The organism is Nonomuraea dietziae, from assembly GCF_014195505.1.
Taxonomy (GTDB): Bacteria; Actinomycetota; Actinomycetes; order Streptosporangiales; family Streptosporangiaceae; genus Nonomuraea; species Nonomuraea roseola.
This window is the reverse complement of the sequence record NZ_JACIBV010000001.1, coordinates 2,810,711-2,833,174: the sequence shown is the minus strand read 5'-3', so window position 1 is coordinate 2,833,174 and position 22,464 is coordinate 2,810,711. Positions and strand designations below refer to the sequence as shown.

Annotated in this window: 25 protein-coding genes and 1 tRNA gene; 16 read left to right on the top strand and 10 right to left on the bottom strand. The window is 66.6% G+C overall.

Annotated features, from left to right (window positions below):
* Positions 1-199: 199 nt before the first annotated feature.
* The 3 genes from FHR33_RS13625 to FHR33_RS13615 all read left to right on the top strand — a co-directional run bounded on the left by FHR33_RS13625 (position 200) and on the right by FHR33_RS13615 (position 3,530).
* Positions 200-913 (top strand): hypothetical protein, encoded by a 714-nt coding sequence (locus FHR33_RS13625; RefSeq protein ID WP_183646833.1) that lies wholly within the window; start codon positions 200-202, stop codon positions 911-913.
* Between the two features lie 459 nt (positions 914-1,372).
* Positions 1,373-2,200 (top strand): hypothetical protein, encoded by an 828-nt coding sequence (locus FHR33_RS13620; RefSeq protein WP_183646829.1) that lies wholly within the window; start codon positions 1,373-1,375, stop codon positions 2,198-2,200.
* 724 nt (positions 2,201-2,924) lie between these two features.
* Positions 2,925-3,530, top strand: a complete 606-nt coding sequence (locus tag FHR33_RS13615; RefSeq protein ID WP_183646826.1) for a DUF6461 domain-containing protein — start codon at positions 2,925-2,927, stop codon at positions 3,528-3,530.
* Between the two features lie 106 nt (positions 3,531-3,636).
* Here the strand turns inward: FHR33_RS13615 and FHR33_RS13610 are convergent, their stop codons facing one another.
* Entirely contained in the window at positions 3,637-4,443 is an 807-nt protein-coding gene (locus FHR33_RS13610; protein ID WP_183646823.1) for a UTRA domain-containing protein, read from the bottom strand.
* A 124-nt stretch (positions 4,444-4,567) separates the two neighbouring features.
* Here FHR33_RS13610 and FHR33_RS13605 point away from each other — a divergent pair, with 124 nt between their 5' ends.
* The 4 genes from FHR33_RS13605 to FHR33_RS13590 all read left to right on the top strand — a co-directional run bounded on the left by FHR33_RS13605 (position 4,568) and on the right by FHR33_RS13590 (position 7,116).
* On the top strand, positions 4,568-4,876 hold the full coding sequence (locus FHR33_RS13605) for a hypothetical protein (protein WP_183646820.1): 309 nt from the start codon (positions 4,568-4,570) through the stop codon (positions 4,874-4,876).
* 23 nt (positions 4,877-4,899) lie between these two features.
* Entirely contained in the window at positions 4,900-5,319 is a 420-nt protein-coding gene (locus FHR33_RS13600) for a hypothetical protein (protein WP_183646817.1), read from the top strand.
* Positions 5,320-5,938: 619 nt separating this feature from the next.
* A complete protein-coding gene (locus FHR33_RS13595) occupies positions 5,939-6,247 on the top strand; it encodes a site-specific integrase (RefSeq protein ID WP_183646815.1) in 309 nt (102 codons plus the stop codon).
* Between the two features lie 419 nt (positions 6,248-6,666).
* On the top strand, positions 6,667-7,116 hold the full coding sequence (locus tag FHR33_RS13590; protein WP_183646812.1) for a hypothetical protein: 450 nt from the start codon (positions 6,667-6,669) through the stop codon (positions 7,114-7,116).
* Positions 7,117-7,558: 442 nt separating this feature from the next.
* On the opposite strand, the gene FHR33_RS13585 is transcribed toward FHR33_RS13590, so the two are convergent.
* Positions 7,559-8,038 carry an NUDIX domain-containing protein gene (locus tag FHR33_RS13585; RefSeq protein WP_221241085.1) on the bottom strand — a complete coding sequence of 160 codons (480 nt, stop codon included), beginning with the start codon at positions 8,036-8,038 and terminating at the stop codon, positions 7,559-7,561.
* A 32-nt stretch (positions 8,039-8,070) separates the two neighbouring features.
* Positions 8,071-9,285 (bottom strand): helix-turn-helix domain-containing protein, encoded by a 1,215-nt coding sequence (locus tag FHR33_RS13580; protein WP_221241084.1) that lies wholly within the window; start codon positions 9,283-9,285, stop codon positions 8,071-8,073.
* Between the two features lie 293 nt (positions 9,286-9,578).
* Here FHR33_RS13580 and FHR33_RS13575 point away from each other — a divergent pair, with 293 nt between their 5' ends.
* The 8 genes from FHR33_RS13575 (at position 9,579) to FHR33_RS13540 (ending at position 16,150) form a co-directional block, all read left to right on the top strand.
* A complete protein-coding gene (locus FHR33_RS13575; protein ID WP_183646808.1) occupies positions 9,579-9,878 on the top strand; it encodes a hypothetical protein in 300 nt (99 codons plus the stop codon).
* Between the two features lie 233 nt (positions 9,879-10,111).
* On the top strand, positions 10,112-10,846 hold the full coding sequence (locus tag FHR33_RS13570) for a GntR family transcriptional regulator (protein WP_183646806.1): 735 nt from the start codon (positions 10,112-10,114) through the stop codon (positions 10,844-10,846).
* Positions 10,847-10,967: 121 nt separating this feature from the next.
* Positions 10,968-11,378, top strand: a complete 411-nt coding sequence (locus tag FHR33_RS13565) for a transcriptional regulator (RefSeq protein WP_183646804.1) — start codon at positions 10,968-10,970, stop codon at positions 11,376-11,378.
* The gene (locus FHR33_RS13560; RefSeq protein ID WP_183646802.1) at positions 11,378-11,650 is read left to right on the top strand and encodes a hypothetical protein; all 273 of its coding nucleotides are present in this window, start codon (positions 11,378-11,380) and stop codon (positions 11,648-11,650) included. Before FHR33_RS13565 ends, FHR33_RS13560 begins: the two co-directional genes overlap by 1 nt.
* A gap of 93 nt (positions 11,651-11,743) precedes the next feature.
* Positions 11,744-13,213 carry an FtsK/SpoIIIE domain-containing protein gene (locus tag FHR33_RS13555; RefSeq protein WP_183646800.1) on the top strand — a complete coding sequence of 490 codons (1,470 nt, stop codon included), beginning with the start codon at positions 11,744-11,746 and terminating at the stop codon, positions 13,211-13,213.
* 2 nt (positions 13,214-13,215) lie between these two features.
* Entirely contained in the window at positions 13,216-13,422 is a 207-nt protein-coding gene (locus tag FHR33_RS13550) for a hypothetical protein (RefSeq protein WP_183646798.1), read from the top strand.
* On the top strand, positions 13,419-15,038 hold the full coding sequence (locus FHR33_RS13545; RefSeq protein ID WP_183646795.1) for a replication initiator: 1,620 nt from the start codon (positions 13,419-13,421) through the stop codon (positions 15,036-15,038). Before FHR33_RS13550 ends, FHR33_RS13545 begins: the two co-directional genes overlap by 4 nt.
* Positions 15,038-16,150 carry a tyrosine-type recombinase/integrase gene (locus tag FHR33_RS13540; RefSeq protein WP_183646792.1) on the top strand — a complete coding sequence of 371 codons (1,113 nt, stop codon included), beginning with the start codon at positions 15,038-15,040 and terminating at the stop codon, positions 16,148-16,150. Before FHR33_RS13545 ends, FHR33_RS13540 begins: the two co-directional genes overlap by 1 nt.
* 56 nt (positions 16,151-16,206) lie before the next feature.
* Here FHR33_RS13540 and FHR33_RS13535 read toward each other — a convergent pair.
* The 7 genes from FHR33_RS13535 to FHR33_RS13505 form a co-directional block, all read right to left on the bottom strand.
* A tRNA-Val gene (locus FHR33_RS13535) sits at positions 16,207-16,281 on the bottom strand.
* A 17-nt stretch (positions 16,282-16,298) separates the two neighbouring features.
* Complete coding sequence (locus FHR33_RS13530; RefSeq protein ID WP_183646789.1) at positions 16,299-17,231, bottom strand: ROK family protein; 933 nt, start codon at positions 17,229-17,231, stop codon at positions 16,299-16,301.
* Between the two features lie 53 nt (positions 17,232-17,284).
* Positions 17,285-17,599 carry a hypothetical protein gene (locus FHR33_RS13525; protein WP_183646786.1) on the bottom strand — a complete coding sequence of 105 codons (315 nt, stop codon included), beginning with the start codon at positions 17,597-17,599 and terminating at the stop codon, positions 17,285-17,287.
* Between the two features lie 12 nt (positions 17,600-17,611).
* Positions 17,612-18,049 (bottom strand): peroxiredoxin, encoded by a 438-nt coding sequence (locus FHR33_RS13520; RefSeq protein ID WP_183660063.1) that lies wholly within the window; start codon positions 18,047-18,049, stop codon positions 17,612-17,614.
* 45 nt (positions 18,050-18,094) lie between these two features.
* Positions 18,095-18,523, bottom strand: a complete 429-nt coding sequence (locus tag FHR33_RS13515; RefSeq protein ID WP_183646783.1) for a DUF3052 domain-containing protein — start codon at positions 18,521-18,523, stop codon at positions 18,095-18,097.
* Between the two features lie 101 nt (positions 18,524-18,624).
* The gene (locus FHR33_RS13510) at positions 18,625-19,032 is read right to left on the bottom strand and encodes a YjbQ family protein (RefSeq protein WP_183646780.1); all 408 of its coding nucleotides are present in this window, start codon (positions 19,030-19,032) and stop codon (positions 18,625-18,627) included.
* 9 nt (positions 19,033-19,041) lie between these two features.
* On the bottom strand, positions 19,042-19,224 hold the full coding sequence (locus tag FHR33_RS13505; protein WP_183646777.1) for a DUF1918 domain-containing protein: 183 nt from the start codon (positions 19,222-19,224) through the stop codon (positions 19,042-19,044).
* 384 nt (positions 19,225-19,608) lie between these two features.
* On the opposite strand from FHR33_RS13505, the gene aceE reads away from it, so the two are divergent.
* Entirely contained in the window at positions 19,609-22,356 is a 2,748-nt protein-coding gene (gene aceE / locus FHR33_RS13500; RefSeq protein WP_183646774.1) for a pyruvate dehydrogenase (acetyl-transferring), homodimeric type, read from the top strand.
* Positions 22,357-22,464: the final 108 nt, after the last annotated feature.

The following is a 22,464-nucleotide window of genomic DNA, read 5'->3' as shown; positions in this document are numbered from 1 at the left end:
GCGCTCGGGCTCCACTTCAGCTCACCGATTTCCGGACTGGTCGAGGTGATCATCCCGGAGCTCCGTCCTCCGCCGGAGGCGGGTTCTGGCCTGCTGCCGGCCTTATGAGGTACCGACCTCGCGGGCGAGATTGGGAATCTTTGACGCAGAGATCCGGCATCATGTCCCGATATCAACAGTTTGGCTATTGGAGGCAGCCGTGGAGGGTCTCACCTCGTACGAACGATTGCACCTGGATTCTTTTGAGGAGATTCAACAAAGCCCGCACTTCGAGGTCTTCAGCGCAGGGGTAGGCGAAGGGCTACGCCCGGCGATCGGTGATGACCTGGGAGAATATCGCCCCGAGTGGGAGAATGTGTCCATGGCTGGAGGGCTGGTGTCTCACCAGCTCCGGTTCTCGGAGTTCTTCATCGCGTGGCAGACGACCGGGCCGCTTCTCCGCGTCCACGGCGAGTTCGATGTGTTTCCGCTGTTGGATGTGGTCGAGCAGGGCGATGTGCCCATGGGGTACCCGACCTCAGAGTTCCAACGTCGCTTTTATTCTCAGTTACGGTGCATCGCGGGCTCCCGGGGCACAGGGAGCGGCCACCTGACCCACTTGCGCGTGCAGCCAGATGCCGGCCCGGTCGAAATCTGGTTCGACGACCAGCATGCCGACACTGGGCCGTACCCCGGTCACCCATACCCCGTGACCTGCACCAAGCTCGATCTCACCTACGGTGAGTACATGGACGCCTTGCTCGCCACCAGAGGGGCTCGCGGCTGGGAGTTTCTGTTCGCTGAAATGGAGCTGGGGAAACCAGGGTTTCATGACATCGTGACGAATCTGCGCAACATGCTTGAGGTCTTCCCCCGGCTGTTTCCTGGATGCGATTACACCCCGTTCCAGGAGCGTTTGGAAGCGCGGCTCTAGCCGCACCTCGGATGTGTCCTTCTTCGGGACCAGTCTGGCCCGACGGTCACCTCCGCGCGAGACCGGCCCCCAGGCCGCAGTTCGCGGGGGAGCACCGCGTGGGCGCGACGGCGCCGCCGCCTTGACCTGGCAAAGGGCACAGTCACTTCGGCAACAGCAGCTCGAGCTGGACACTGGCGAACTCCTGTCGGGCCGCCCAAGTCACGCGCATGTGAACGTCAACATAGAGGGTGGCCATCAGGGTCCTCCTCCTCAGCGACTAGCGATACCAAAGCCGGACTCCCCGCCGGAGGAAGCGTTTGCCCATCGGAGTGGAGCGGCCGGCTGACTGGTCAGCCTGCTGGGGAGTGGTGCCGATCCCGCGTCTGGTCAGATGATCCTGTGACATCGAACCTCGAGCTGTGACAGCCAACGTGCCCCTGCGATCATGCTGGCACATGGTCGAGGAAGGACTGACAGGTGCGGCAGGAACCAGGTGCTTCGAAAGCCGAACGTGGCACGGATAAGAGCCATCTGGCCGTACGCGCTCGTGACCGGAAAGTCCAGGTCCGGCTGACTGTGGCAACGGATCCCGCCGCACCTCCGGAGATTTTAAAAGCCATGAGGACAGACCCTTCCCGCTCGGTCAGGCGTGCCCTGGCGGCTCGAACCGACGCACCGGGCAGGTTGCTGCGTGAACTCGCCCGGGACTCGGATCTGAAAACCCGACAGCTCCTCGCCGAGAATCCCGCCTGCCCGCCTGACGTTCTGATCACGCTGGTTGAAGATGGTCACTGGTCGGTCCGGTGGTCGCTGCCGGAACATCCAGCAGCCAATATCGAGGTCTGCCATGCCATCTGCCGGTCCACCGACGAGGACCTGCGTCGACTGCTCGCCGAGAGGTGCGGATTGGACGACGAGACCAACGCCAAACTCGTCTCGGACCCCTCTCCAAACGTTCGGGCGGGCCTGGCGGCGCATGCCGATGCTCCGGACGTCCTCGCCATTCTGATGGCCGACGCCGACCCCAAGGTCCGCACCGGCGCTGCTCAGAACCCGCTCACAACAACGGACCAGCACCGCCTTCTTGTAAGAGACAGATCCGCAGCCGTCCGTGCAGCCGCGGTGATGTCAGAACAACTCCCGTATGAGGATTTGCAGCGCCTTGCCCACGATCGCTCGGTCAACGTGCGATGGTGGCTGGCCACATGGTCTACGACTCCAGAATCCATCGTGCGAGTTCTCGCCGAGGACTCACATCCCGACGTAGTGACCCAGGCCAAGGCGAGGCTCAGGAAAAGCACGTAGCCTGTTCAAGCGTTGCGACGCCGGACAGCGGCTCGCGCGATCTGGCGAACAACGTCGATAGGGCTTGAGTCGCGCCCGGACCGCGCGGCGCGTTGGGCGGTGTGGTCGCCGGCGAGGCTTCCTTTCGAGACGCGCATCGCCTCGTCGCCTACGTGTACACAGAGACGCGGGGCTACTCGGAATTAGTCGTATTCGGAGACCTGCCCAATCGGGAAGATGTGCCGTTGGCGGCGCAAATCGTCTCTAGGTGTATTGACCTGAGAGGTCAGGTACGCGGCTGGAAGGTGGGTGGCCGTCGAGTCGGAGCAAGCCTGGTCGGCCACTCCAACACGGTGGTGACCGACCGTCTATCGGCATCAGGCCCAGCCGGTGATCATGCAAGAAGCTGCGGCGATGGACAAGATCTTCGGGAGTTAGCCACTCAGACCCGTTTCCATGATCGGAAACGGGCCTTCTCGCAGATGGGCGGTACTGGTATCGAACCAGTGACCCCTCGCTGGCAATCCGAACGAATCCCCGGCCAGGCTCCGTACGGCTCTGCACTGCGACTACGGTCCATGGCCGTGCACTGGTATCCGGCCCCCGTTCGTGGCCGTTGTCACCCAGTTGGTCACCCAGAAGGCATTCCTGAGGACCGGGCCATCACCCCACCCACCGGGGTCTCCGAACCCGTTTTGTCGGGGACTACTGCGATCATGCCACTCACGTGATCAAAGGAGTGACCGTGACCGAGACCCCCGACGAATTCCCCGGCTTCCCAGGCTACGAAACGCTAGGTGAAATCTACTGCGTGTCCTTCGTCCGGCATCTCTCTCCGGAGGAAGTCCTCCGCCGGTTCGGCGTAGACGAGAACACTATGGAGGAAGTGGCATTGGATGAGCTGGACGAGCGCTCGGTGGAGAGTATGAGAGACGACGCGGCCGGTTACATCGGTGCCGCGAAGGTCGGCGACTGGGCCGTGGTCATCGAACCGGGGGGATGGAAGATTGCCGTCGACTCCGACATTTACACCCGAGTCTCCCGGGGAACCGAGGTCGTGTCAGTCTGCCGCCACGACTACGCCGAGGACACCTTCGCGTACATCGTCGACGGCGCGCCGGTCGTCCGGTTCGACCCAATTTTTCCGGCCGAGCGGTCGGGCGGTGATCCAGACCGCTTCGTCCGGGAGATGCACGAGGTCGGACTGGATCCAGACCACGGTATAGAGGGCCCGGGTATCGAGTACCCGATGGAGAGGTCGTTCGCCCTGGCGAGCAGGATCACCGGTCTTCCCTTCTCCCCGGACATGCTGGACCTGCGGTTCCTCGGCGCAGAACCTCTTGATGAATGATCGGCAGGTCCCGCAGAGACCGGACTGTCGGCGGGCTCGGTCGCTCACGGGATAGCGGGTCAACGGTTCCCGCACAATACGTGTACGCGGAGAATGTGGGGCTACCTCAGAATTCGTCGTATCCGGAGACCTGGCCGATCGGGAAGATGTGCCGGTTGGCGGCGCAGATCGTCTCCAGTACGTGGATAGGCGTGCCCTCGGTGGAGTAGCTGGCCCTGAGCACCTGGACGATCCACTCGCTGGGCTCAAGCTCCAGCGTCTCCCGCTCGAACGGTGTCGGCGGCCTGGCGGTCAGGTTCTCCTCCGCGTGACCGAACGTGTAGCCCAGGGCGGTCAAGGCGGACTGAAGCGACGGTTGCACGAACTCGGGCTCGGCCAAGCGGGTGTCACCGAACAGATCGGCGCGGAAGTAGCTGGTCGCGATCCTCACCGGCACGTCGTTGGCCAACATCATCTTCCGTCTGGCGACGATCTCCGTGCTCGGTTCGACACGCAGGCAAGCCGCCACGTGATCACTGGCGGGCTCCAGTCCGACGTACAGCATCCGCCGGTCAGCCTTGAGCCCCTGCCGTTCCGCCTCTGCGAGGAAGAGCGACTTGGAGCCGCGTACGGCTGGCTCGGTCGGCAACGCTCGCTGGACCAGCACCCTGGGTGCCGGAGACGCTGGCCCTTCGGGTGCGCGGGCGGTCGGTCCTTTCCTCATCTGCGAGATGCGGCCGGGGGAGACGCCCAGGCGTCCGGCGATCTCCTCCAGGCTCATGCCGGACTCGCGCGCCTCGGCGATCGCCTGGCGTCGCATCTTCGCCGCTTCGGTGACCAAGCCCTGTTCCTCGGTCATGAGCCGACTGAGGATGCGGGCTCGTTCCACGGGGTCGCTCATCTGGGCGACTTCCCTCAGCGTCTTCAGATCCATCCGGGCAATGCCTCCTCAGCGACTGACGAGAGCCGGTTTTAGCCCCCCTATTGCGAGGGTCAAGGCCAGGTTCTACTCTCGACTTTAGCCCCCCTAAAGTGGGGGACTAAGTAGGACCCCCGCCATGGGAGCACGGTGCTGGAACACCGCCCACAACGGGGGTCCAGAACGCATCGCGGACACGCACGACGGGTACGGCATGGCGCTCGTCTCGGTCTGGGTCGGGCTGGTGGTGTGGTGCGACGGCGAGTGGTTCTGGTGGCGGTCGGGGTGGGACGAGCGGCGCAAGCGCGCTGTCTACGCCCGCCATCCGGCCATGGACCCATCACGGGCCGCTCGACGGGTCGCCTTCCGCTACGCCGACCTACGAGAGAAACAACCACTGTCGGCCGTATCTGATGACGTGGGAACAGCGAGCAAGGCGCCGGGGTGACGTCGCCTCGGCAGGTGCCGGGGGTGCGGGCCAAGATCGTGGACTTGCTGCACAGTCCCGCTCGAACCCGTGCCTCGGGCGCCTGGCTAGTGGGTCAGCGTGGAACCGTGGTCATGGTCCTACGCAACGGCACCCTGGCCCTGCTCGAGCTCGACTCAGCGGCCGACGATCTGCCGGGTGGCGTTCGGCGTTGGCCGGTTCACTGGGACGACCTGCTCGTGTACGGCATGGAATCGGTGTCGGGCCATCCCGTCGACGACTACCGGCTCGGGCTGTCCGGCGCTGGACGGCAAGCGGTGCAGCACGCCGTACCACTCGACACGAAGATCAGCTTGTGTGGGGAGTCGGTGTATCCATTGTCCGTGTGCGGCTGGTCGATACCGTTCTCGCCCACAGCGGACCGGGCTTGCCTGGAGTGCGTACACCGGGCGGAGCTCCCATGAGCATCGCTGGTGAGCGAGCTGGGCCGTCGCGCCGCCGGTCGTGGGTCGGTTCTTCCCACGGCCCATTCCTCCCCGCGCCCCCGATGGCTGCCAGATTGTGTGGCCGCCGAGCATGATCGCGACTCGCGGTTTGCGGTGATCTTTCGGCGGTGAACAATGGGGCGTCGGGTTCGACGTCGCGCATGGCCAGGTTCCTGGCGAAGGCTTTGACGTCGGAGTGGTTGCGGGGTGCGGCGAGGTCTGGCCTTCCACACCATCATCCGCCTCGATGGACGTGACGGACCACCCACCACCGGACTGGGCCGACCACCACCTGCTGGTTCGGGCGGCGCCTGCTGCGGCGCAAGCCGTTGAACTGCTGTCTCCTGCCAGCGATCTCGGCCGGTGGACCCTGGCCTGGGGTGACCAGCTCGACATCCCCCACCCTGCTCGACGCTCGCGCCGACCGGCTCAGCGAACGCGCGGTGGCGGGCTATATCGCCAAGTACGCCACCAGGGCGCCGAAGCCTCCGGCGCCGTTGACCACCGACTGTCCTGCCCATCGCAGGCAAGCTCGACACCGCTGCGGTGAGGGAGTGGCACGCCACGCTGATCGCCCAAGGGCGTAGGGGGGTCGGAGATGGCGAAGGCGTACCGCTTCCTGCGGGCGGTGCTCATGACGGCGGCTGACGGCCGGATCATCCCACGCAATCCATGCCGTATCCGCGGCGCCGGCGAGGAGCAACCGGACGAGCGTCCCGTCCTGACGGTAGCCCAGGTCTTCGAGCTGTCCGAGCTGGTCGTGGTACGGCTGCGCGCCCTGATCCTGCTGGCCCCGTTCGTGAGTCTGCGGTGGGGCGAAGTCGCCGCGCTCAGGCGAATGGACCTGGATCTGGCCAAGGGCACCGTGAGCGTTCGGCAACAGCATGTCGAGCGCGAAGCCCGGTAGCAAGATCGCTACCGGGCTTCTTTGTGCTGGTGGGCGGTACTGGTATCGAACCAGTGACCCCTCGCTTGTAAGGAGCCAAGATCGCCTCGGGCGTGCTCTCGACCTGCGGGCCGACCTCGTACGGCTACCGCAGCGAAGCTACCCGGACCCAACCTAATGGCACGCTAATGGCACGGCGATCATGCCTCTGTTGCACGTCGGCTAGCCTTCGGATCATGGCCGCTCGGCCGTACCCAGGGGGCCGAATGGCACGCGAATGGCACGCGATTTTCACTGCGAACGCACACGCTCCTCCGACGCGTCTGCCTGCAAGGGATGGAACACGGTTACCTTGATCCCTCCTCGCCGTGGCTGTGGTCCGCGACGAGGGCGCGGTAGATCACGTCTGAGAGGTGTCGTTCAGGACGTGGAGGCTACCCATGCCAGAATCCCAGGTGCTCTCCTGGCGTCGTCGTCTTGTCTGGCTGATGTGGCCGTGGTGGGCTCTAGCCGTGAGCCATGATCGCTATCCCGGCCAGCTATCCCTGCCTCTGAGCTTCCCAGAGCGCCGATTCCGCATCTGGAGCTACATGCCTTCGCATAGCGAGCTCGTTTTGCGGACGGAGTTTCAGCCAGGTGCCCCGCACATCGAACTGCTCTTCAAACCGGTCTATCAAATCAACCTTCCCGCGGCGATGCCGGATGGACTCGTGGTCGATATAGATGAGCGGGTGCAAGGCGAAGCGGACGCCGTGACCTTCGTTGTCAGCAATGATCACTTCTGTGGGCGTGTCCTCGCTGACTACCTTTTCCTTGGCCAAGAGGAGCGATCAAGGTATAGCCCGTTCTCGCTTTTCCACGGCTACCTCGGAAGTGAGTTCTCGCGTTAGCGACATGCGCCGCGCCCGCCCGATCTTCCCGTCTGCCTCGTCCCACATGTGATGCAGCGGATCAAGGTCAGGGGTCAAGGTGGAGCGCCCCGCTGGACGAACGACCTTGACCCCTGGCCTTGATCTGCTGGGCTTCGCCTGGGACGTTGCGGGCGGGGAGATCGGGCTCCACCTCAGCTCATTGACTACCGGCCTGGCCGACGCGATCATCCCGGAGCTGAGTTCCCCGCCGGAGGCATGTTCTGAACTGCTGCCACTCTCAGCAGCACTTCGGGTGGCCGCCTGTCTTGGTGATCGGCTTGGCCGACTGTGACCCCTGCCCGCGCGGCGCCCGCGCGAGACCGGCCCCCAGGCCGCAGCTCGCGCGGGGAGGGCCGCGCGGGCGCGGCGGCGCAGCCGCCGCCTTGATCCCTAAAAGAACAATTCGGCAAGATCCGCCGAGTCAGGTCGGCAGGGTACGGCCATGCTCCAGGTACAGGGTTCGTCCGATGTTGTGAGCGGTGACGGCGGAAGAGACCCGGCTGGCCAGGCGCTCGATCATTAGGCCGTCCAGCTCCTCGACTGCGTGGAACTCGTAGCCGGCAAGCTCGCCGTCACCGAACGAGATCTTGCTGAGAGTCTCGGGGCTGAGTCGTCCGCCGTCGAAGATGAAGAGGATCTTGTCGCCCTCTTTGGGGTGGGGTGCCCAGTCGACGACGAGGAGATCCCCGATGGGCGGTTGGATGCCGAGTTCTTCCTGAACCTCGCGCACGCACGCCTGGAACGGGGTCTCTCCCGGCTCGACGTAGCCACCGGGGATGTCCCGGTACGACTTGTAGGTCGGCTTCACCAGCAGCACGCGTCCGTGCTCGTCGAAGAACAGAGCGCCTGCGGCTACTCGGGCGGTGGCCATGGGCGGCGGGGTGTTCCCTTGGTCGCTCATGATCTCGACCCTACGGGGTTCATCGGGTGCCGTCATGCGACATGAAGACGTCGCGCGAGGTCGGCCAGAGGGCGGCTGGGCTTGCCGCGTTGGCGGCGTATCCAGGAGAGGACGAGTTGGCGACTCAAGAAGTGGTGGCGTAGCTGCTCGGGGGCGATGCGTTCGACGGCAAGCATCGCGTCCAACGCCTGCTCTGTGCGATTCCACATGCTGAACGCCTGGGCGACAGCGAGGCCATGTCGGGCACGACGTTCGATCGGTAGGGCGCTGGTGTCGAGATCGGGGCCGATGTCGACGGCGACCTGCACGTCTCCCAGCTCGATCGCCGTGGCGACGCGGTGGATGGCCACATTGGTGGGACCGAAGGCGGTCCAGACGTGGTTGGCGTCCCCTCCGAGCCTGCGGGCGGACTGGTCAGCCTCGGCGAGAAAAGCGCGCACCGTCGACCGGTCCTCGGCTCGGGCGGCAGCCATGGAACCTGCCAGTAGCAACGTCCCGTGAACCGAGAGCAGGGCGGGTGAGGCACCGCCAAGTTGGCCGTCCAACAGCCCGGTAACGTCGCTGGTGAGGTGGGTGGCTGCGTCGTAACGACCTGTGGCAAGCAAGGCATGGGTGACCGAACGGAACAGTGAAGCGGTCACGATCTGATCGCCGGAGTTCTGCGCGTGCGTCAACCCACGTTCGGCTGCGATCCAGGCCAGATCTGCCTCACCGATCTTCACCAGGATGGTGGCGGCGGCGTGGTATGCCTGCCCGAGCAGAGCCTGAGCCCGCAGTTGCTCGTCTCCGTCATACGTTCTGGCGGCGTGCTGGGCCTCGGTGAGCAGGGTGGGCAGCCGCCTGATGACGAGGCCGTATCGCGATTCCTGGTAGGCGTCCCAGATGTCAGCGATCTCGGCCTGTAGCTCCGAGAGACTGGCCGGTTCGTGCGCCTCGACCAGGGAGAGCAAGGGTGAAAGCTGGCGATAGTCGGTTATCGCTGCGCGTAGTGCCGGAACGGTTCGGTCTCCGCTCTCAGGCGTCCATTCCAGCAAGGACGGCTCAGAGAGAAGATCGCCGAGCGATACGTCCAGCGCGACAGCCAGGGACTTGATGACGGACAGCCGGTCAAGCTCGATGCGATCGTTCTCGACCTTGCTGAGCCAGTCGACGGTCCGGCCTACCAAGCCCGCGAGGACTTCTTGGGACTGCCCTCGCCGTCGCCGGTACCACGCGACGCGCTCGCCGATGGTCAGGTGATCTGTCATACCGCGCATGCCCGCTCCGACCTCGCTGGATGGGTTCGGGGAACCCGGAAAATCCTTCCGGGTCAGAGGTTGCTCCGCGATCTAGTGTCACCGCTACCAGTCGTCCCGTCCATCGCACGGAGGGCAGTCGTGGACACAGGGAGCAAGCCGCAGTGCTCATCATGCAGGGGCATCGGGTGGCGGTACGCACAGGATCGCAGGGCGTACGGCTCGCGCACCCTGAACGCTCGCAGCTCAAGCGCGCCTCGGGTTCAGTGTGCCGAATGCGCGGGCTCAGGACAGGAGTCTCGCTGATGAACCACATCTTCATCAGGGTGGCGAAGCTCCCTTCCACGCCTGCGACCGAGCTGATCCAACTGGAGAAGTTGCAGTTCCGGCTTCTCCGGGCTGAGCACGTCGTGGCCAGCCTGCGGCCCGAGTTGGAGTGCCTGCTCGTGTACGGCCCGGAGCCGTGCCTGCCTGTGCACGTCTTCGTGGGGTACGGCGGCGCGTACTTCTCGTGGCAGAACGCCGAGAAGCGCCACCCGGTCGATGACATCGAGGGCGCGGCGCAGACGCTTGCGGCCTACGTCAACCGCGACCGCCGCCCCTGACAGCTGGCGCGGCGACGAGGTCGAGGCCCGGATGGGTGCCGTGCGGCCCAGGTCAATTCCCTCGTCGTCGCGCCTCACGCCCGACAGAGCCGTGTGACGCCCCCACGTCACGGCTCCGCCCTTCCCCCCGAAACGGCTCTGTCGGGCTCCCCAACGGGTTGGGGGTGGCAAGCGTTCAACCCGATGCTACTGTCAGCCTGACAGGTCATATACATGTAAGTGGAGTAGCTGTCATGGCAAAGCGCGAAGAAGACACCTTGAAGTACGAGCGGGTGCTGAACGCGCTGAAATCGCGCATCCAAGACGGAACCTACGCGGCCGGCACCTTGCTGCCCTCACAGCACCAACTCGTCACCGAGTTCGACGTGTCGCGGCCGACCGTCATCGAGGCGCTTCGACTTCTCCGGCAAGAAGGCCTGATCGAGACCCAGACCGGACGCGGCTCCTTCGTGCGGGGCAAGGTGCCCGCCATCACCGAGCAGCGCTCGTACCCCGGGCAACGACTGCTCGACGAGTCGGAGTCGGACTCCTCCGCCGAGCTCCTGCAAGCGGGGATCGTGGTCGCCCCTCTCAAGGTCGCGACACTCCTTGAGATTCCCCCTGGAACCAAGGCCTTCCTGCGGCAATACGTGATCAGTGATCAAGGTGGGCCGATTGAGCTGGTGTCAGCCTGGTTTCCGCTCGATCTCGTGGCGGGGACCAAGCTCTCATCGCCGGAACCTCTGGACGAGGGCATCCGGCGACACCTCTACGGGCGCAAGAGGCTGCGCCTCGACCACGCCGTCGAACGCACCCTGTCCAGGGCTGCCACGCCCGACGAGGCGACCGTTCTCGGCATAGAGGCAGGCGCACCAGTGCTGAACCTTGTCGTCACAGGACACGACTCGGCGGGACACGCCCGCCAGCTCGTCGACGCCGTACTGCCTGGTGATCGCCACGAGCTTCGGGACGTCTATCCGCTCTCATAGACCTAACCAGTCCGCCAACAAAAGCAACTTGACATGTCAGGTTGGCGGACGTACCTTCAGATCACGACCTGATAGGTCAGGTTGACAGCATCGAAGATGCTGCCAGATCAGGAGGTTTGCATTGGCTCTCCAGGGTGGAGCAAGGTTCAAGGTCCGCTTCGACGAGGTGTTCCCGGCTGGCTGCGTGCTGGTGCCGGGCTCGATCGCCCAGGCGGAGGACTACGACGAGAAGTCGGGCAAGCGGTCCCCGGCCAAGGACAAGGTCACCGGTGGCCGCGTCTGGCAGTGCCGGGTCATGGACATGGACCCCGAGCTCGGTGCGAAGTCGCGCGAGGTGTCGGTGAAGATCCTGGCCGACATGCAGCCGGTTCCCCCGACCGGCGTCATGTTCGAGCAGGTCGAGTTCACCGACATGACGGTGACGCCGTACCTGAACGAGAAGACCAGGCGGCTGGCCTACTCGCTGCGGGCGAGCGCGATCGTCAAGCCGAACGGCGTCAAGCCCGCTCCGGCGCACAAGGACGGTGCGTGATGACGGCGCGGCGGGGCGGCTCACGGCAGCGGACGGCACTGCACGTGGACGGCAAGGGTCAGGCATCCTGCGGCATCTACCCGGGCCGTACACCGGTCCTGGCGCTGGGCGCCGGTAACTCGGTCGTGTCGATCTGCCTGCACGCCGACCAGATCACTGCCGAGTCGGTCGAGTTCGCTCGCGACCTGGCCAACGCGGCGCAGCTCTGGGCCGCCGAGATCGAACGGCAGTGGCAGACCATAGCCCCCCTCAACAGGGAAGGCGCGGCCTGAGACGCAAGGCGGGGCCACCACGAAGCGGCAACTTCCGGTGGCCCCTGATCTCCCCAACATCCCCAGCAAGGAACTCAAGGAGGTGTCCATCGTATGCTTCGTCGAACCCACGGTGAGGTAGCCGGGGACCTGGTCACGACCACTCCGGGCGCACCGCTCATGTTCCGCCCGACCGTCGTGCAGACCCCCGCCTTCATCACCATCACGATCCTGGTCTGGCGGTTCGCCTGCGGTCTGATCCGGCTCCTCTACCGGCACCCCGTCGCGATCCTCGCCACCCTGACCCCCGTCTATCTGGTCATCCGGTACGGCTGGCAGGCGGCGGCCTGGCCGTTCGGTTCCGTCCTCCTCGCGCTCACGGCCTGGGGGCTGACCGACCGCGCCACCTTCGCCCGGTGGATCGGCCGGCGGTTACTGGCCTTCTGGCGGCTGATCTGGATCTACCGCCCTCACTGGTCGTTCGCCATGTCCGGCGCGGGCCTGACCAAGACGGCCAGGAACGTGGAGTATCGGCCCCGGCTCGTCCGGGTGACCTGCGGACCGGTGGCCGACACGGTGACGGTCAAGATGCTCAAGGGTCAGTCCTTCGCCGACTGGACCGCACGGGCCGACAACCTCGCGCACGCCTTCGGCGCTCTCGGCTGCCGGACCGCGATCGTCCGTGCGGGTCTGCTGCGCCTGACGTTCCCGCGACGTGACCCCCTCCGCAAGCCGCTGCCCGCACTGCCCATCCCCCAGACCGTTGATCTTGGCGCGGTCCCGGTCGGGCTGTGCGAGGACGGCACCCCGTGGACGCTTAAGGTCCACGGCACACACATCCTCGGCGCTGGCGCGACCGGGGCGGGCAAGGGCTCGCTCATCTGGTCCACAGTGCGCGGACTGCTGCCCGCCATCGGTGAGGGGCTGGTCACGCTCGTCGGGCTGGACCCCAAACTGATGGAGCTGTCCTACGGACGCGAACTCTTCCACCGCTACGCCGCCACCCCGGAAGACTGCGCCGACCTCCTCGAAGAGGTCGTCTCGCTGATGCAGGACAGGGCCGCCCTCTACGGCGGGCACCAGCGCTCCCACACCCCCACGATCGAGTACCCGTTCATGCTGGTGATCGTCGACGAACTCGCCTTCCTGACCGCCTACCAGAACGATCGCGACCTGAAGCGGCGCATCAACGCCGCGCTCGCCACCCTGACCACACAGGGGCGCGCGGTCGGCGTCGGCGTCATGGCGCTGCTGCAAGACCCCCGCAAAGACGTGATCACGATCCGCAACCTGTTCCCCGACAAGATCGCCATGCGGCTGGACGAGTCGGAACAGGTGGACATGGTGCTCGGGGAAGGCGCTCGCGAGCGGGGCGCACTGGCCGACCTCATCTCACCTGTCCCGGAGATCGGCGCGGGCGTCGCCTACGTCCGGCTGGAGACCTCGCCTGAGCCGGTACGGGTGCGAGCGGCCTACGTCTCCGACACCGACATCCGCGACATGGTCGCCTGGCTCACCGACCGCAAGCACGACGGCGACACCCTCACCCTCCCCCAGATCCAGACCAGTGGAGAGGCGGCCTGACCATGACCGACACCGGAACCGAACTGCTTCCCGGCCACCGCTGCCCGACCTGCCGGACCAAGGGCAAGTGCTTCCTCGACCAGGCCACTCAGCAGGTCACCTGCGGCGAGTGCGGACAAGCGTCCCTCGTCCTGGTCGAGCCCGAGCCGGTCAAGGCCAAGCCCCGCCGTACCCGCACGGCCCGCGCCACCCGGAGCAAGACCCGATGACCGGCAATGTTCGCTCGACTCCCCGCGCGGTGCGGATGGCGATGCCGCTCGCGCGGGAGGTCGTCGACCAGCTCGCCATCTCCCTCGGCGTGTGCATCCGTCCCGTGCCGATGCGCTGTGTCGACAACGCGAAAGGCACCGCCCGGGTGGTCGACATCCCCTGTGGTGCCACCCTGGAGAGCAAGTGTCCGCCGTGCGCCAAGCGCAACCTCCAGCTCCGCAAGGCGCAGTGCCGGGAGGGCTGGCACCTCGACCATGAGCCGGTCATCCCCGCCAGCGAGCCGACCGACGAACAGCGTTACCTCGTCGAACTGCGGGCACAGCTTCAAGCCCTGCGCGACCAGGCCGACCAGGACGGGGAAGACCTCGCCCCCTGGGATGACGCGCTGGCAGAGGTCGACGCTGACCTACGCCGTTCGGGACTGCGGGGCAGCGTCCTCGGCAGGACCTCGACGGGCCGTAGGCGCTCGACCAGGCGACGGCAGGATGCCCCCGACCTCCCCAAGCGTAAGAAGGTGTCCAGCACCCTCGGGAGGGTCTACGAGTCGCCGGACGGCCAGCGGTTCCGGCCCTCGATGTTCATCACGCTCACCCTGCCGTCCTATGGGCGCATCCTCGACGGCGCACCGCTCGACCCCACTGCCTACGACTACCGGCGGGCCGCCCGTGACGCTCTGCACTTCTCCAAGCTGGTGGACCGCTTCGTGCAGAACCTGCGGCGCGTGGCTGGCTGGGACGTGCAGTACTTCGCCACCGTCGAACCGCAGAAGCGGCTGGCTCCACACCTGCATCTGGCCATGCGCGGCACGCTCTCCCGAGCGGAGATCAAGCAGATTGCCGCCGCCACATACCACCAGGTGTGGTGGCCTCAAGCTGATCGCGTCGTCTTCGACGGCGAGACGCTTCCCGTCTGGGAAGACGAGGTCGGCTATCTCGACCCCCGCACCGGTGAGGTACTCCCGACCTGGGACCAAGCCCTCGACGCCCTCACCGACGAGGACGCCGAGCCGCTGCACGTGCTCACCTTCGGCGACCAGGTCGACGCCAAGGGCGTGCTCGCCGGAACCCCGAACGCCGACCAGGTGATCCGCTACCTGTCCAAGTACCTCACCAAGTCGATCGCCGAGACCTGCGACCTGGACAACCCGCGCCAGAGGGATCACGCCGACCGGATGGCGGACGCCCTGCGCTACGAGCCGTGCTCGCCCACCTGCCCGAACTGGCTCCGCTACGGCGTGCAACCCAAGGGCGCCAAGCCTGGCCAGGCTCCCGGACAGTGCCGGGGCAAGGGCCACAAGCCCGAACACCTCGGCTACCCGGGCCGCCGCGTCCTGGTCTCCCGCAAGTGGTCGAACAAGACCCTCACCGAACACCGAGCCGACCGCCGCGCCTGGGTCCTGGAGACCCTCGGTCTTTCGGCAACCGCCGGCATCGACCCGAACCGCTACACCTGGCGACCGATCCCACCAGGCGACCCAGACCTTCCGCCGCTCGGACAACGGCTCCTGGTCGAGATCGCCAACCGCCAACGCTGGCGTGCGCTCCTGGCCGAACACCAGGCCCAAGCAGACGACACAGATCTTTCGGCAACCGGCGAACGCAGGAGGGCAGCGTAATGGCGAACAAACCAGGTAAGCGCCGCTTCGGCAGCATCCGCGCGCTCCCCTCGGGCCGCTTCCAGATCAGGCATCCCGGGCCTGACGGCAGGATCCACGTCGGCGAGACGACCTATGCGAAGGAACGCGACGCCGAGAAGGCGCTCTCCCTGATCGAAGCCAAGCTGATCACAGGCGACTGGACCGACCCTCAGCGCTCGAAGGTCAAGCTCGGCCACTGCGCAGCGAAGTGGATCGCGGAAAGGCCCAACCTCCGCCCTCGTACTGTCGAGATCTACACGGGCTTACTCAAGCGGTACATCCTGCCCTACCTCGGCAGTGTCGCCATCGGAAAGATCGACACGTCGACCGTCCGAGAGTGGCGGGCCGCGCTGATCTCGAACGGAGTCGGCGCGTCGGAGGTGGCCAAGGCGTACCGCTTCCTGCGCGCCGTGCTCATGACGGCCGCCGACGACCGGATCATCCCGCGCAACCCCTGTCGCATCAGGGGAGCCGGTGAGGAGAAGCCCGACGAACGACCGGTGCTCACGGTGGCACAAGTCTTCAAGCTGGCTGACCTCGTCTCGAAGCGGCTGCGGGCGCTGATCCTCCTGGCCACCTTCGCGAGCCTGCGGTGGGGTGAGGCGGCCGCCCTACGGCGGATGGACCTGGACCTGGCGAAGGGCACGGTCAGCGTTCGGCAACAGCACGTCGAGCTGGACACTGGCGAACTCCTGGTCGGGCCACCCAAGTCACGCGCCGGTGTTCGCACGGTCGCCATCCCCCGGGCGATCATCCCCGCCGTACAGGAACATCTCGACTCGTTCACGGGACCGGAACCCGATGACCTGGTCTTCACCGGCTCACGGGGCGGAGTCCTGCGCCGAAGCAACTTCAGGCGCGCGGCCAAGTGGGACGAGAACACGACGAAGATCGGCATGCCTGGTCTGCACTTCCATGATCTTCGCCACACAGGCAACACGATCGCCGCCGCGTCCGGCGCAAGCCTCAAAGATCTCATGGTGCGGATGGGCCACGATTCGGTGCGCGCCGCGCTGATCTACCAGCACAGCACCGAAGAGGCCGACCGCAAGATCGTCAACGCGATAGACGCCATAATCAACTCGACCTAATGGCACGCTAATGGCACGAAGCCCGGTAGCAAGATCGCTACCGGGCTTCTTTGCGCTGGTGGGCGGTACTGGTATCGAACCAGTGACCCCTCGCTTGTAAGGCGAGTGCTCTACCGCTGAGCTAACCGCCCCTGATCGGCACTACACCTTACGACACCGCGGGCGCCGATCGCACATCCATTGTCCATCCCGTGCCCGCTCCAGGCACGCCCGCCGCCCTCCAGCCCAGGAGGGCCGCGCCGAGCATGCCCGCGTTCACCCCCAGTGCCGCCGCCACCAGGGGAGGCGCCTCCCTGAAGGCCAGGCGCTTGACCAGCCTGGTGCGTACCGGGTCGAACAGGGCGGGGCCCGCCTCGGCGAGGCCGCCGCCGAGCACGATGACGGAGGGGTCGAGCAGCAGCGTGTACGTGGCCAGCGCCAGCGACAGCGCCTCCACCGCCTCGTCCCACACCTCGATGGCCAGCGGGTCGTCGGAGGCGACGACCTCCTCGGCCTTCACCCCCGCGATGCCCGAGCGCTCGCTGTAGCGGCGTCCGACCGAGGCGGCCGAGGCGTAGGTCTCCAGGCAGCCGAGCTGCCCGCAGGCGCAGGGCTCGCCGTCGGGGAAGACGGGGATGTGGCCGATCTCGCCGCCCCAGCCCTCCGCACCGCCGTACGGCCGGCCGGACAGGATCATGGCGCCGGCGATGCCGGTGCCGATGGGCAGGAACAGGAAGTCGGAGATCCCGCGCCCCGCGCCCAGCACGCTCTCGGCCAGGCCGCCGGTGCGGACGTCGTGGCCGAGCATGACGGGGACGTCCATGTTCACGAAGGAGCGCGCGGGCACGTCGCGCCAGCCGATGTTGGCGGCGTAGATCGCGCTGTCGGCCGTGACGAGGCCGGGCACGGCCAGGCCGACCCCGGCGGGCGGGCCGTCGCCCCTGGCCGCCAGGTCGGAGACGAACTCTCTGACGGCGCCCACCGCCTCGTCGCCGCGCAGCGTGGGACGCCGGTCGGTCACCAGCACCTGACCGTTCTCGCTGACGAGGCCGCCCTTCATGGACGTGCCACCGACATCGAGCGCGACAACGTAGGAACTCATAGCGGTCATCCTGAGGGGCAGGGGCAGGTCAACGGCTATGAACGATAGCGCACCTAATGTCGAGAAAGACCCAGCACTCTGTTGAGCGCCGCCTCGACCTCGTCGGCCAGGCCGGGAAGCGGGGTCGAACCCGTGGGCGCCGACAGTCGCGCGAGCCGCACCGAACCGCAGGAACGGCACTCGACCTCGCCGAGCCGGCAGATGAGCGACGAGGAGCCACAGGACTCGCACACGTCGAGTTCGAGGTCGTGGGACAGCTGGCAGTCCGGGCAGATGAGCACCTGGACCTCGCCGCGGACGCCGCGCCGCCACGGCGAGACGCCGCGGACCGGGTCGGTCTGCCGGGCCCCGCACTGGTAGCAGGGCATGGTTTCCCTCCGTTACGACAAAGCCTTGAGATAGTCGGCGACGTCACGCGCCGAGGAGATCGGATTGACGACCGACCACCTGATCACGCCCTCGCCATCGATGAGGAAGGTCCCGCGCTTGGCGAGCCCTCTCTTCTCGTCGAAGACACCGTACGCCTGAGCGACCTGTCCGTGGGGCCAGAAATCGGATAGCAGGGGGAATTCGTACCCCTCCTGCTCCGCCCATGCCCGCTGGGCGAACATCGAGTCGACCGAGACGCCGAGCACCCGTACGTCGGCGGGCAGCTGGGGGATGAGCTCGTCGCGTACCTGGGCGAGCTCGCCGCGGCACACGCCGCTGAAGGCCACCGGATAGAAGATCAGCAGGACGCGGCTGCCGCGCAGGCCTGAGAGCCTGACCGGCGTGCCGTGCTGGTCGGGCAGTTCGAAGTCGGGAGCCATGCGGTTCATCCTGCCGTACGGCCCTGGGGGCCGCACGGCAGGCTCAACGTCTGACTAGCGCCGGCCCTTGGGCGCCACAAGCCTGGTCCCCGACCAATCGGGTGCGGCGGAGATGCTGCTGGTCTGGGAGAGGCCCGCCGTGGTGGCGTCCTCCCCGATGTCGCTCGGCTCCACGTGGCCGTCTCTGCCTGCCTTGGGAGTCAGGAGCCAGATCTGGCCCGCGTCGGCCAGTGATCGCATGGCGTCACTCAGAGCGTCGAAGAGGTCCCCGTCGCCATCGCGCCACCACAGCAGCACCACGTCGGCGACTTCGTCGGTGTCCTCGTCGAGTAGCTCGGTGCCGGTCAGGTTCTCGATGGACTCGCGAAGCTCTTCGTCGCAGTCCTCGTCCCAACCGATCTCCTGCACCACCTGACCCGGCTTGAGGCCGAGTCGTTCGGCCAGGCCGCGCTCGCCCTGCGCCTGACCCGCGGTCGCGCTCACTTGTATCCCTCCTGATATGCGGTCATCGCTTCGGGACAGTCCACACGCTGTGACCCTCAGTCGTCAACGGTCGCCACGATGACGGCCGTACTCGAGACGGATTAATCAGACAAAAACGACAGGCGAACCTGGCGTTCACGGTTGTCGACGTTGAGGTCGACGATGGCGACCGACTGCCAGGTGCCCAGTGCCAGCCGCCCGCCCAGCACGGGGACGGTGGCGAAGGGCGGGATGAGCGCCGGCATGACGTGCGATCTGCCGTGGCCCTTCGAGCCGTGGGCGTGTCGCCATCGGTCGTCGGCCGGCAGCAGGTCGCCGAGCGCCGCCAGCAGGTCGTCGTCGCTGCCCGCGCCGAGCTCGATGATCGCCACCCCGGCCGTCGCGTGCGGCACGAACACGTGCAGCAGCCCGTCGCCGCCCACCGAGCCCGCGAAGGACTGGCACTCGCCGGTGATGTCGTGCACCGTCTCGCGCGACCCGGTGGTCAGCGAGATGATCTGGGATTTCACATGGAAATCCTACTTGGGCTCGACCACCGCGTCCGGGCCGGGAAAGACCAGGCCGGTGTGGCCGTCGTCGAACCTGACCATGTAAGGCGGCCCGCCGTCCGTGCCGCGGACCTCGATGATCTCTCCGATCCGGTCTCTCTCGCCCACGGTGCTCCCGTGCACGTGCAGCCGGTCTCCTACCGTCGCGTTCATACCTCCACCTTCGTACGGCGGACGCGATAGGAAAAGGGCCTTCAGCTCACAGAGCGGCTGGCGGAATGATGACCGAAACGTTACCCGCCCGCCGACCCCTTCTCCTGTGGCGCTACGCTGACGCGCGGTCCGTCGCGGCGGCCGGTCGGCGCCTCGACTCCTTGCCAGAAATTTCGTAGCTTTTCCGGGGTTGTTAAATCCGTACCTAGATGTAACCTTTGGTGGCGATTCGTCCTACCATCGGTGGTCTAGGCCACCATTCATGGCCCTGCCAGCAGGGACGTTCTGGTTACCGGTCAGTAGAGATGCACTTTCCGGAGTTAGCGACCAGGATGGAAGGCGACCCAGACCAGACATCAGTCGATCCTCGGAAGGCGAGACCCAGTGGCTTCCGGACGCCAGCGTTTCTCGATCATCAGCGACGGCCTACCCAGCCAGCTGCCTGATGTCGACCCCAGCGAGACCAACGAGTGGCTCGAGTCCCTCGACAACGTCATCAAGACCGAGGGGCGCACCCGCGCCCGCTACCTGATGCTGCGCCTGCTGGAGCGGGCCCGAGAGCATCAGGTCGGCGTGCCCGGACTGCGCAGCACCGACTACATCAACACCATCCCGCCCGAGCGCGAGCCCTGGTTCCCCGGCGACGAGCACGTCGAGCGCCGCATCAGGGCCTACATCAGGTGGAACGCCGCGGTCATGGTCTCGCGCGCGAACGCGCGCACCAACGTCGGCGGCCACATCGCCACCTACGCCTCGGCCGCCTCGCTGTACGAAGTGGGCTTCAACCACTTCTTCCGCGGCAAGGACCACGGCGAGTCCGGCGACCAGGTCTTCTTCCAGGGTCACGCCGCGCCGGGCATCTACGCCCGCGCCTTCCTCGAGGGCCGCCTCAACGAGGCGCAGCTTGACGCCTTCCGCCAGGAGCTGTCGCACGGCTTCCACGGCCTGCCCTCCTACCCCCACCCGCGGCTCATGCCCGACTTCTGGGAGTTCCCGACCGTGTCGATGGGCCTGGGCCCGATCGGCGCGATCTACCAGGCGCGGTTCAACCGCTACCTGCTCAACCGCCAGATCAAGGACACCTCGCGCAGCCACGTCTGGGCCTTCCTCGGCGACGGCGAGATGGACGAGCCCGAGTCGCTCGGCGCCATCGGCCTGGCCGCCCGCGAGGAGCTCGACAACCTCACCTTCGTCATCAACTGCAACCTGCAGCGGCTCGACGGACCCGTGCGCGGCAACGGCAAGATCATCCAGGAGCTCGAGTCGTACTTCCGCGGCGCGGGCTGGAACGTCATCAAGGTCGTCTGGGGCCGCGACTGGGACCCGCTGCTGGCGGCCGACGTCGACGGCGTGCTGGTCAACCAGATGAACACCACGCCCGACGGCCAGTTCCAGACCTACTCGGTCGAGTCGGGCGCCTACATCCGCGACAACTTCTTCGGCAGCGACCCGCGCCTGCGCAAGATGGTCGAGCACCTCAACGACGACGACATCCGCAAGCTGTCGCGCGGCGGCCACGACTACCGCAAGGTCTACGCGGCCTTCAAGGCGGCCCGTGAGCACGTCGGCCAGCCGACGGTCATCCTCGCCCAGACCATCAAGGGCTGGACCCTCGGCAAGGACTTCGAGGCGCGCAACGCCACGCACCAGATGAAGAAGATGACCAAGGCCGAGCTGAAGGAGTTCCGCGACCGGCTCTACCTGCCGATCCCCGACTCCGCGCTCGAGGGCGACCTGCCGCCGTACTTCCACCCTGGCGAGAACGACGAAGAGATCGCCTACATGAAGGAGCGCCGCGCGGCGCTGGGCGGCGTACTGCCCAGGCGCGTCGTGCGCGCCAAGTCCCTCAAACTGCCGGGCGACGACGTCTACAAGCAGTTCGCCAAGGGCTCGGGCAAGCAGCAGGTGGCCACCACGATGGCCTTCGTCAGGCTGCTCAAGGACCTCATGCGCGACAAGGAGATCGGCAAGAGGTTCGTGCCGATCATCCCCGACGAGGCCCGCACCTTCGGCCTCGACGCGATGTTCCCGACGGCGAAGATCTACAACCCGCACGGCCAGACCTACGAGGCCGTCGACAGGGACCTGCTGCTGTCGTACAAGGAGTCGACCGAGGGTCAGATCCTGCACGAGGGCATCAACGAGGCGGGCTCGATGGCCTCGGCGACCGCGGCGGGCACCTCCTACGCCACGCACGGCGAGCACATGATCCCGATCTACATCTTCTACTCGATGTTCGGGTGGCAGCGCACCGGCGACCAGATGTGGCAGATGGGCGACCAGATGACCAGGGGCTTCCTGGTCGGCGCGACGGCGGGCCGCACCACGCTGAACGGCGAGGGCCTGCAGCACGAGGACGGCCACACCCCGCTGATCGCCTCGACGAACCCGGCCTCCATCTCCTACGACCCGTCGTGGGCGTTCGAGACGGCCTACATCGTCAAGGACGGCCTGCGCAGGATGTACGGCGAGCAGCCGGAGAACGTCTTCTACTACCTGACCGTCTACAACGAGCCCTACGTCCAGCCGGCCGAGCCCGCGGGCCTCGACGTCGACGGCCTGCTGAAGGGCCTGTACAAGTTCGCCGCCGGGCCGCAGACGCAGGGGCCGAAGGCCAACATCCTCTCCTCGGGCGTCGCGGGCCCGTGGGCGATGGAGGCGCAGCGCCTGCTGGCCGAGGACTGGGGCGTGTCGGCCGACGTGTGGTCGGCGACCTCCTGGTCGGAGCTGCGCCGCGAGGCGCTGGCCTGCGACGAGCACAACCTGCTCAACCCCGACGCCGAGCAGCGCGTGCCGTACGTCACGCGGGCGCTCAGCGGCGCCCAGGGGCCGTTCGTGGGCGTCAGCGACTACATGAAGGCCGTGCAGGACCAGATCTCGCAGTGGGTGCCAGGCGACTGGAGCTCGCTCGGCACCGACGGGTTCGGCCTGTCCGACACCCGCTCGGCGCTGCGCCGCCACTTCCACGTCGACGCCGCCTCGATCACCCTCGCGGTGCTCACCAGTCTGGTCAAGCGCGGCGAGCTCGACGCCGAGGTGCTGCGCGAGGCGATCGCGCGCTACCACCTGAAGAACGGTGTCACCGAGGCCGGTGGCGCCGAGAGCAACGACACCCAGTCGATGGGCGTCTGACCTTCGCTCCAGGGGAGCCCGTGCCGTCCGCGGCGCGGGCTCCTGGTTTTTCGCCGGAAGTTTTTCCGTGCGGTCGCGTCATGGATGGGCGGGGGCGCTGTCTTGGAT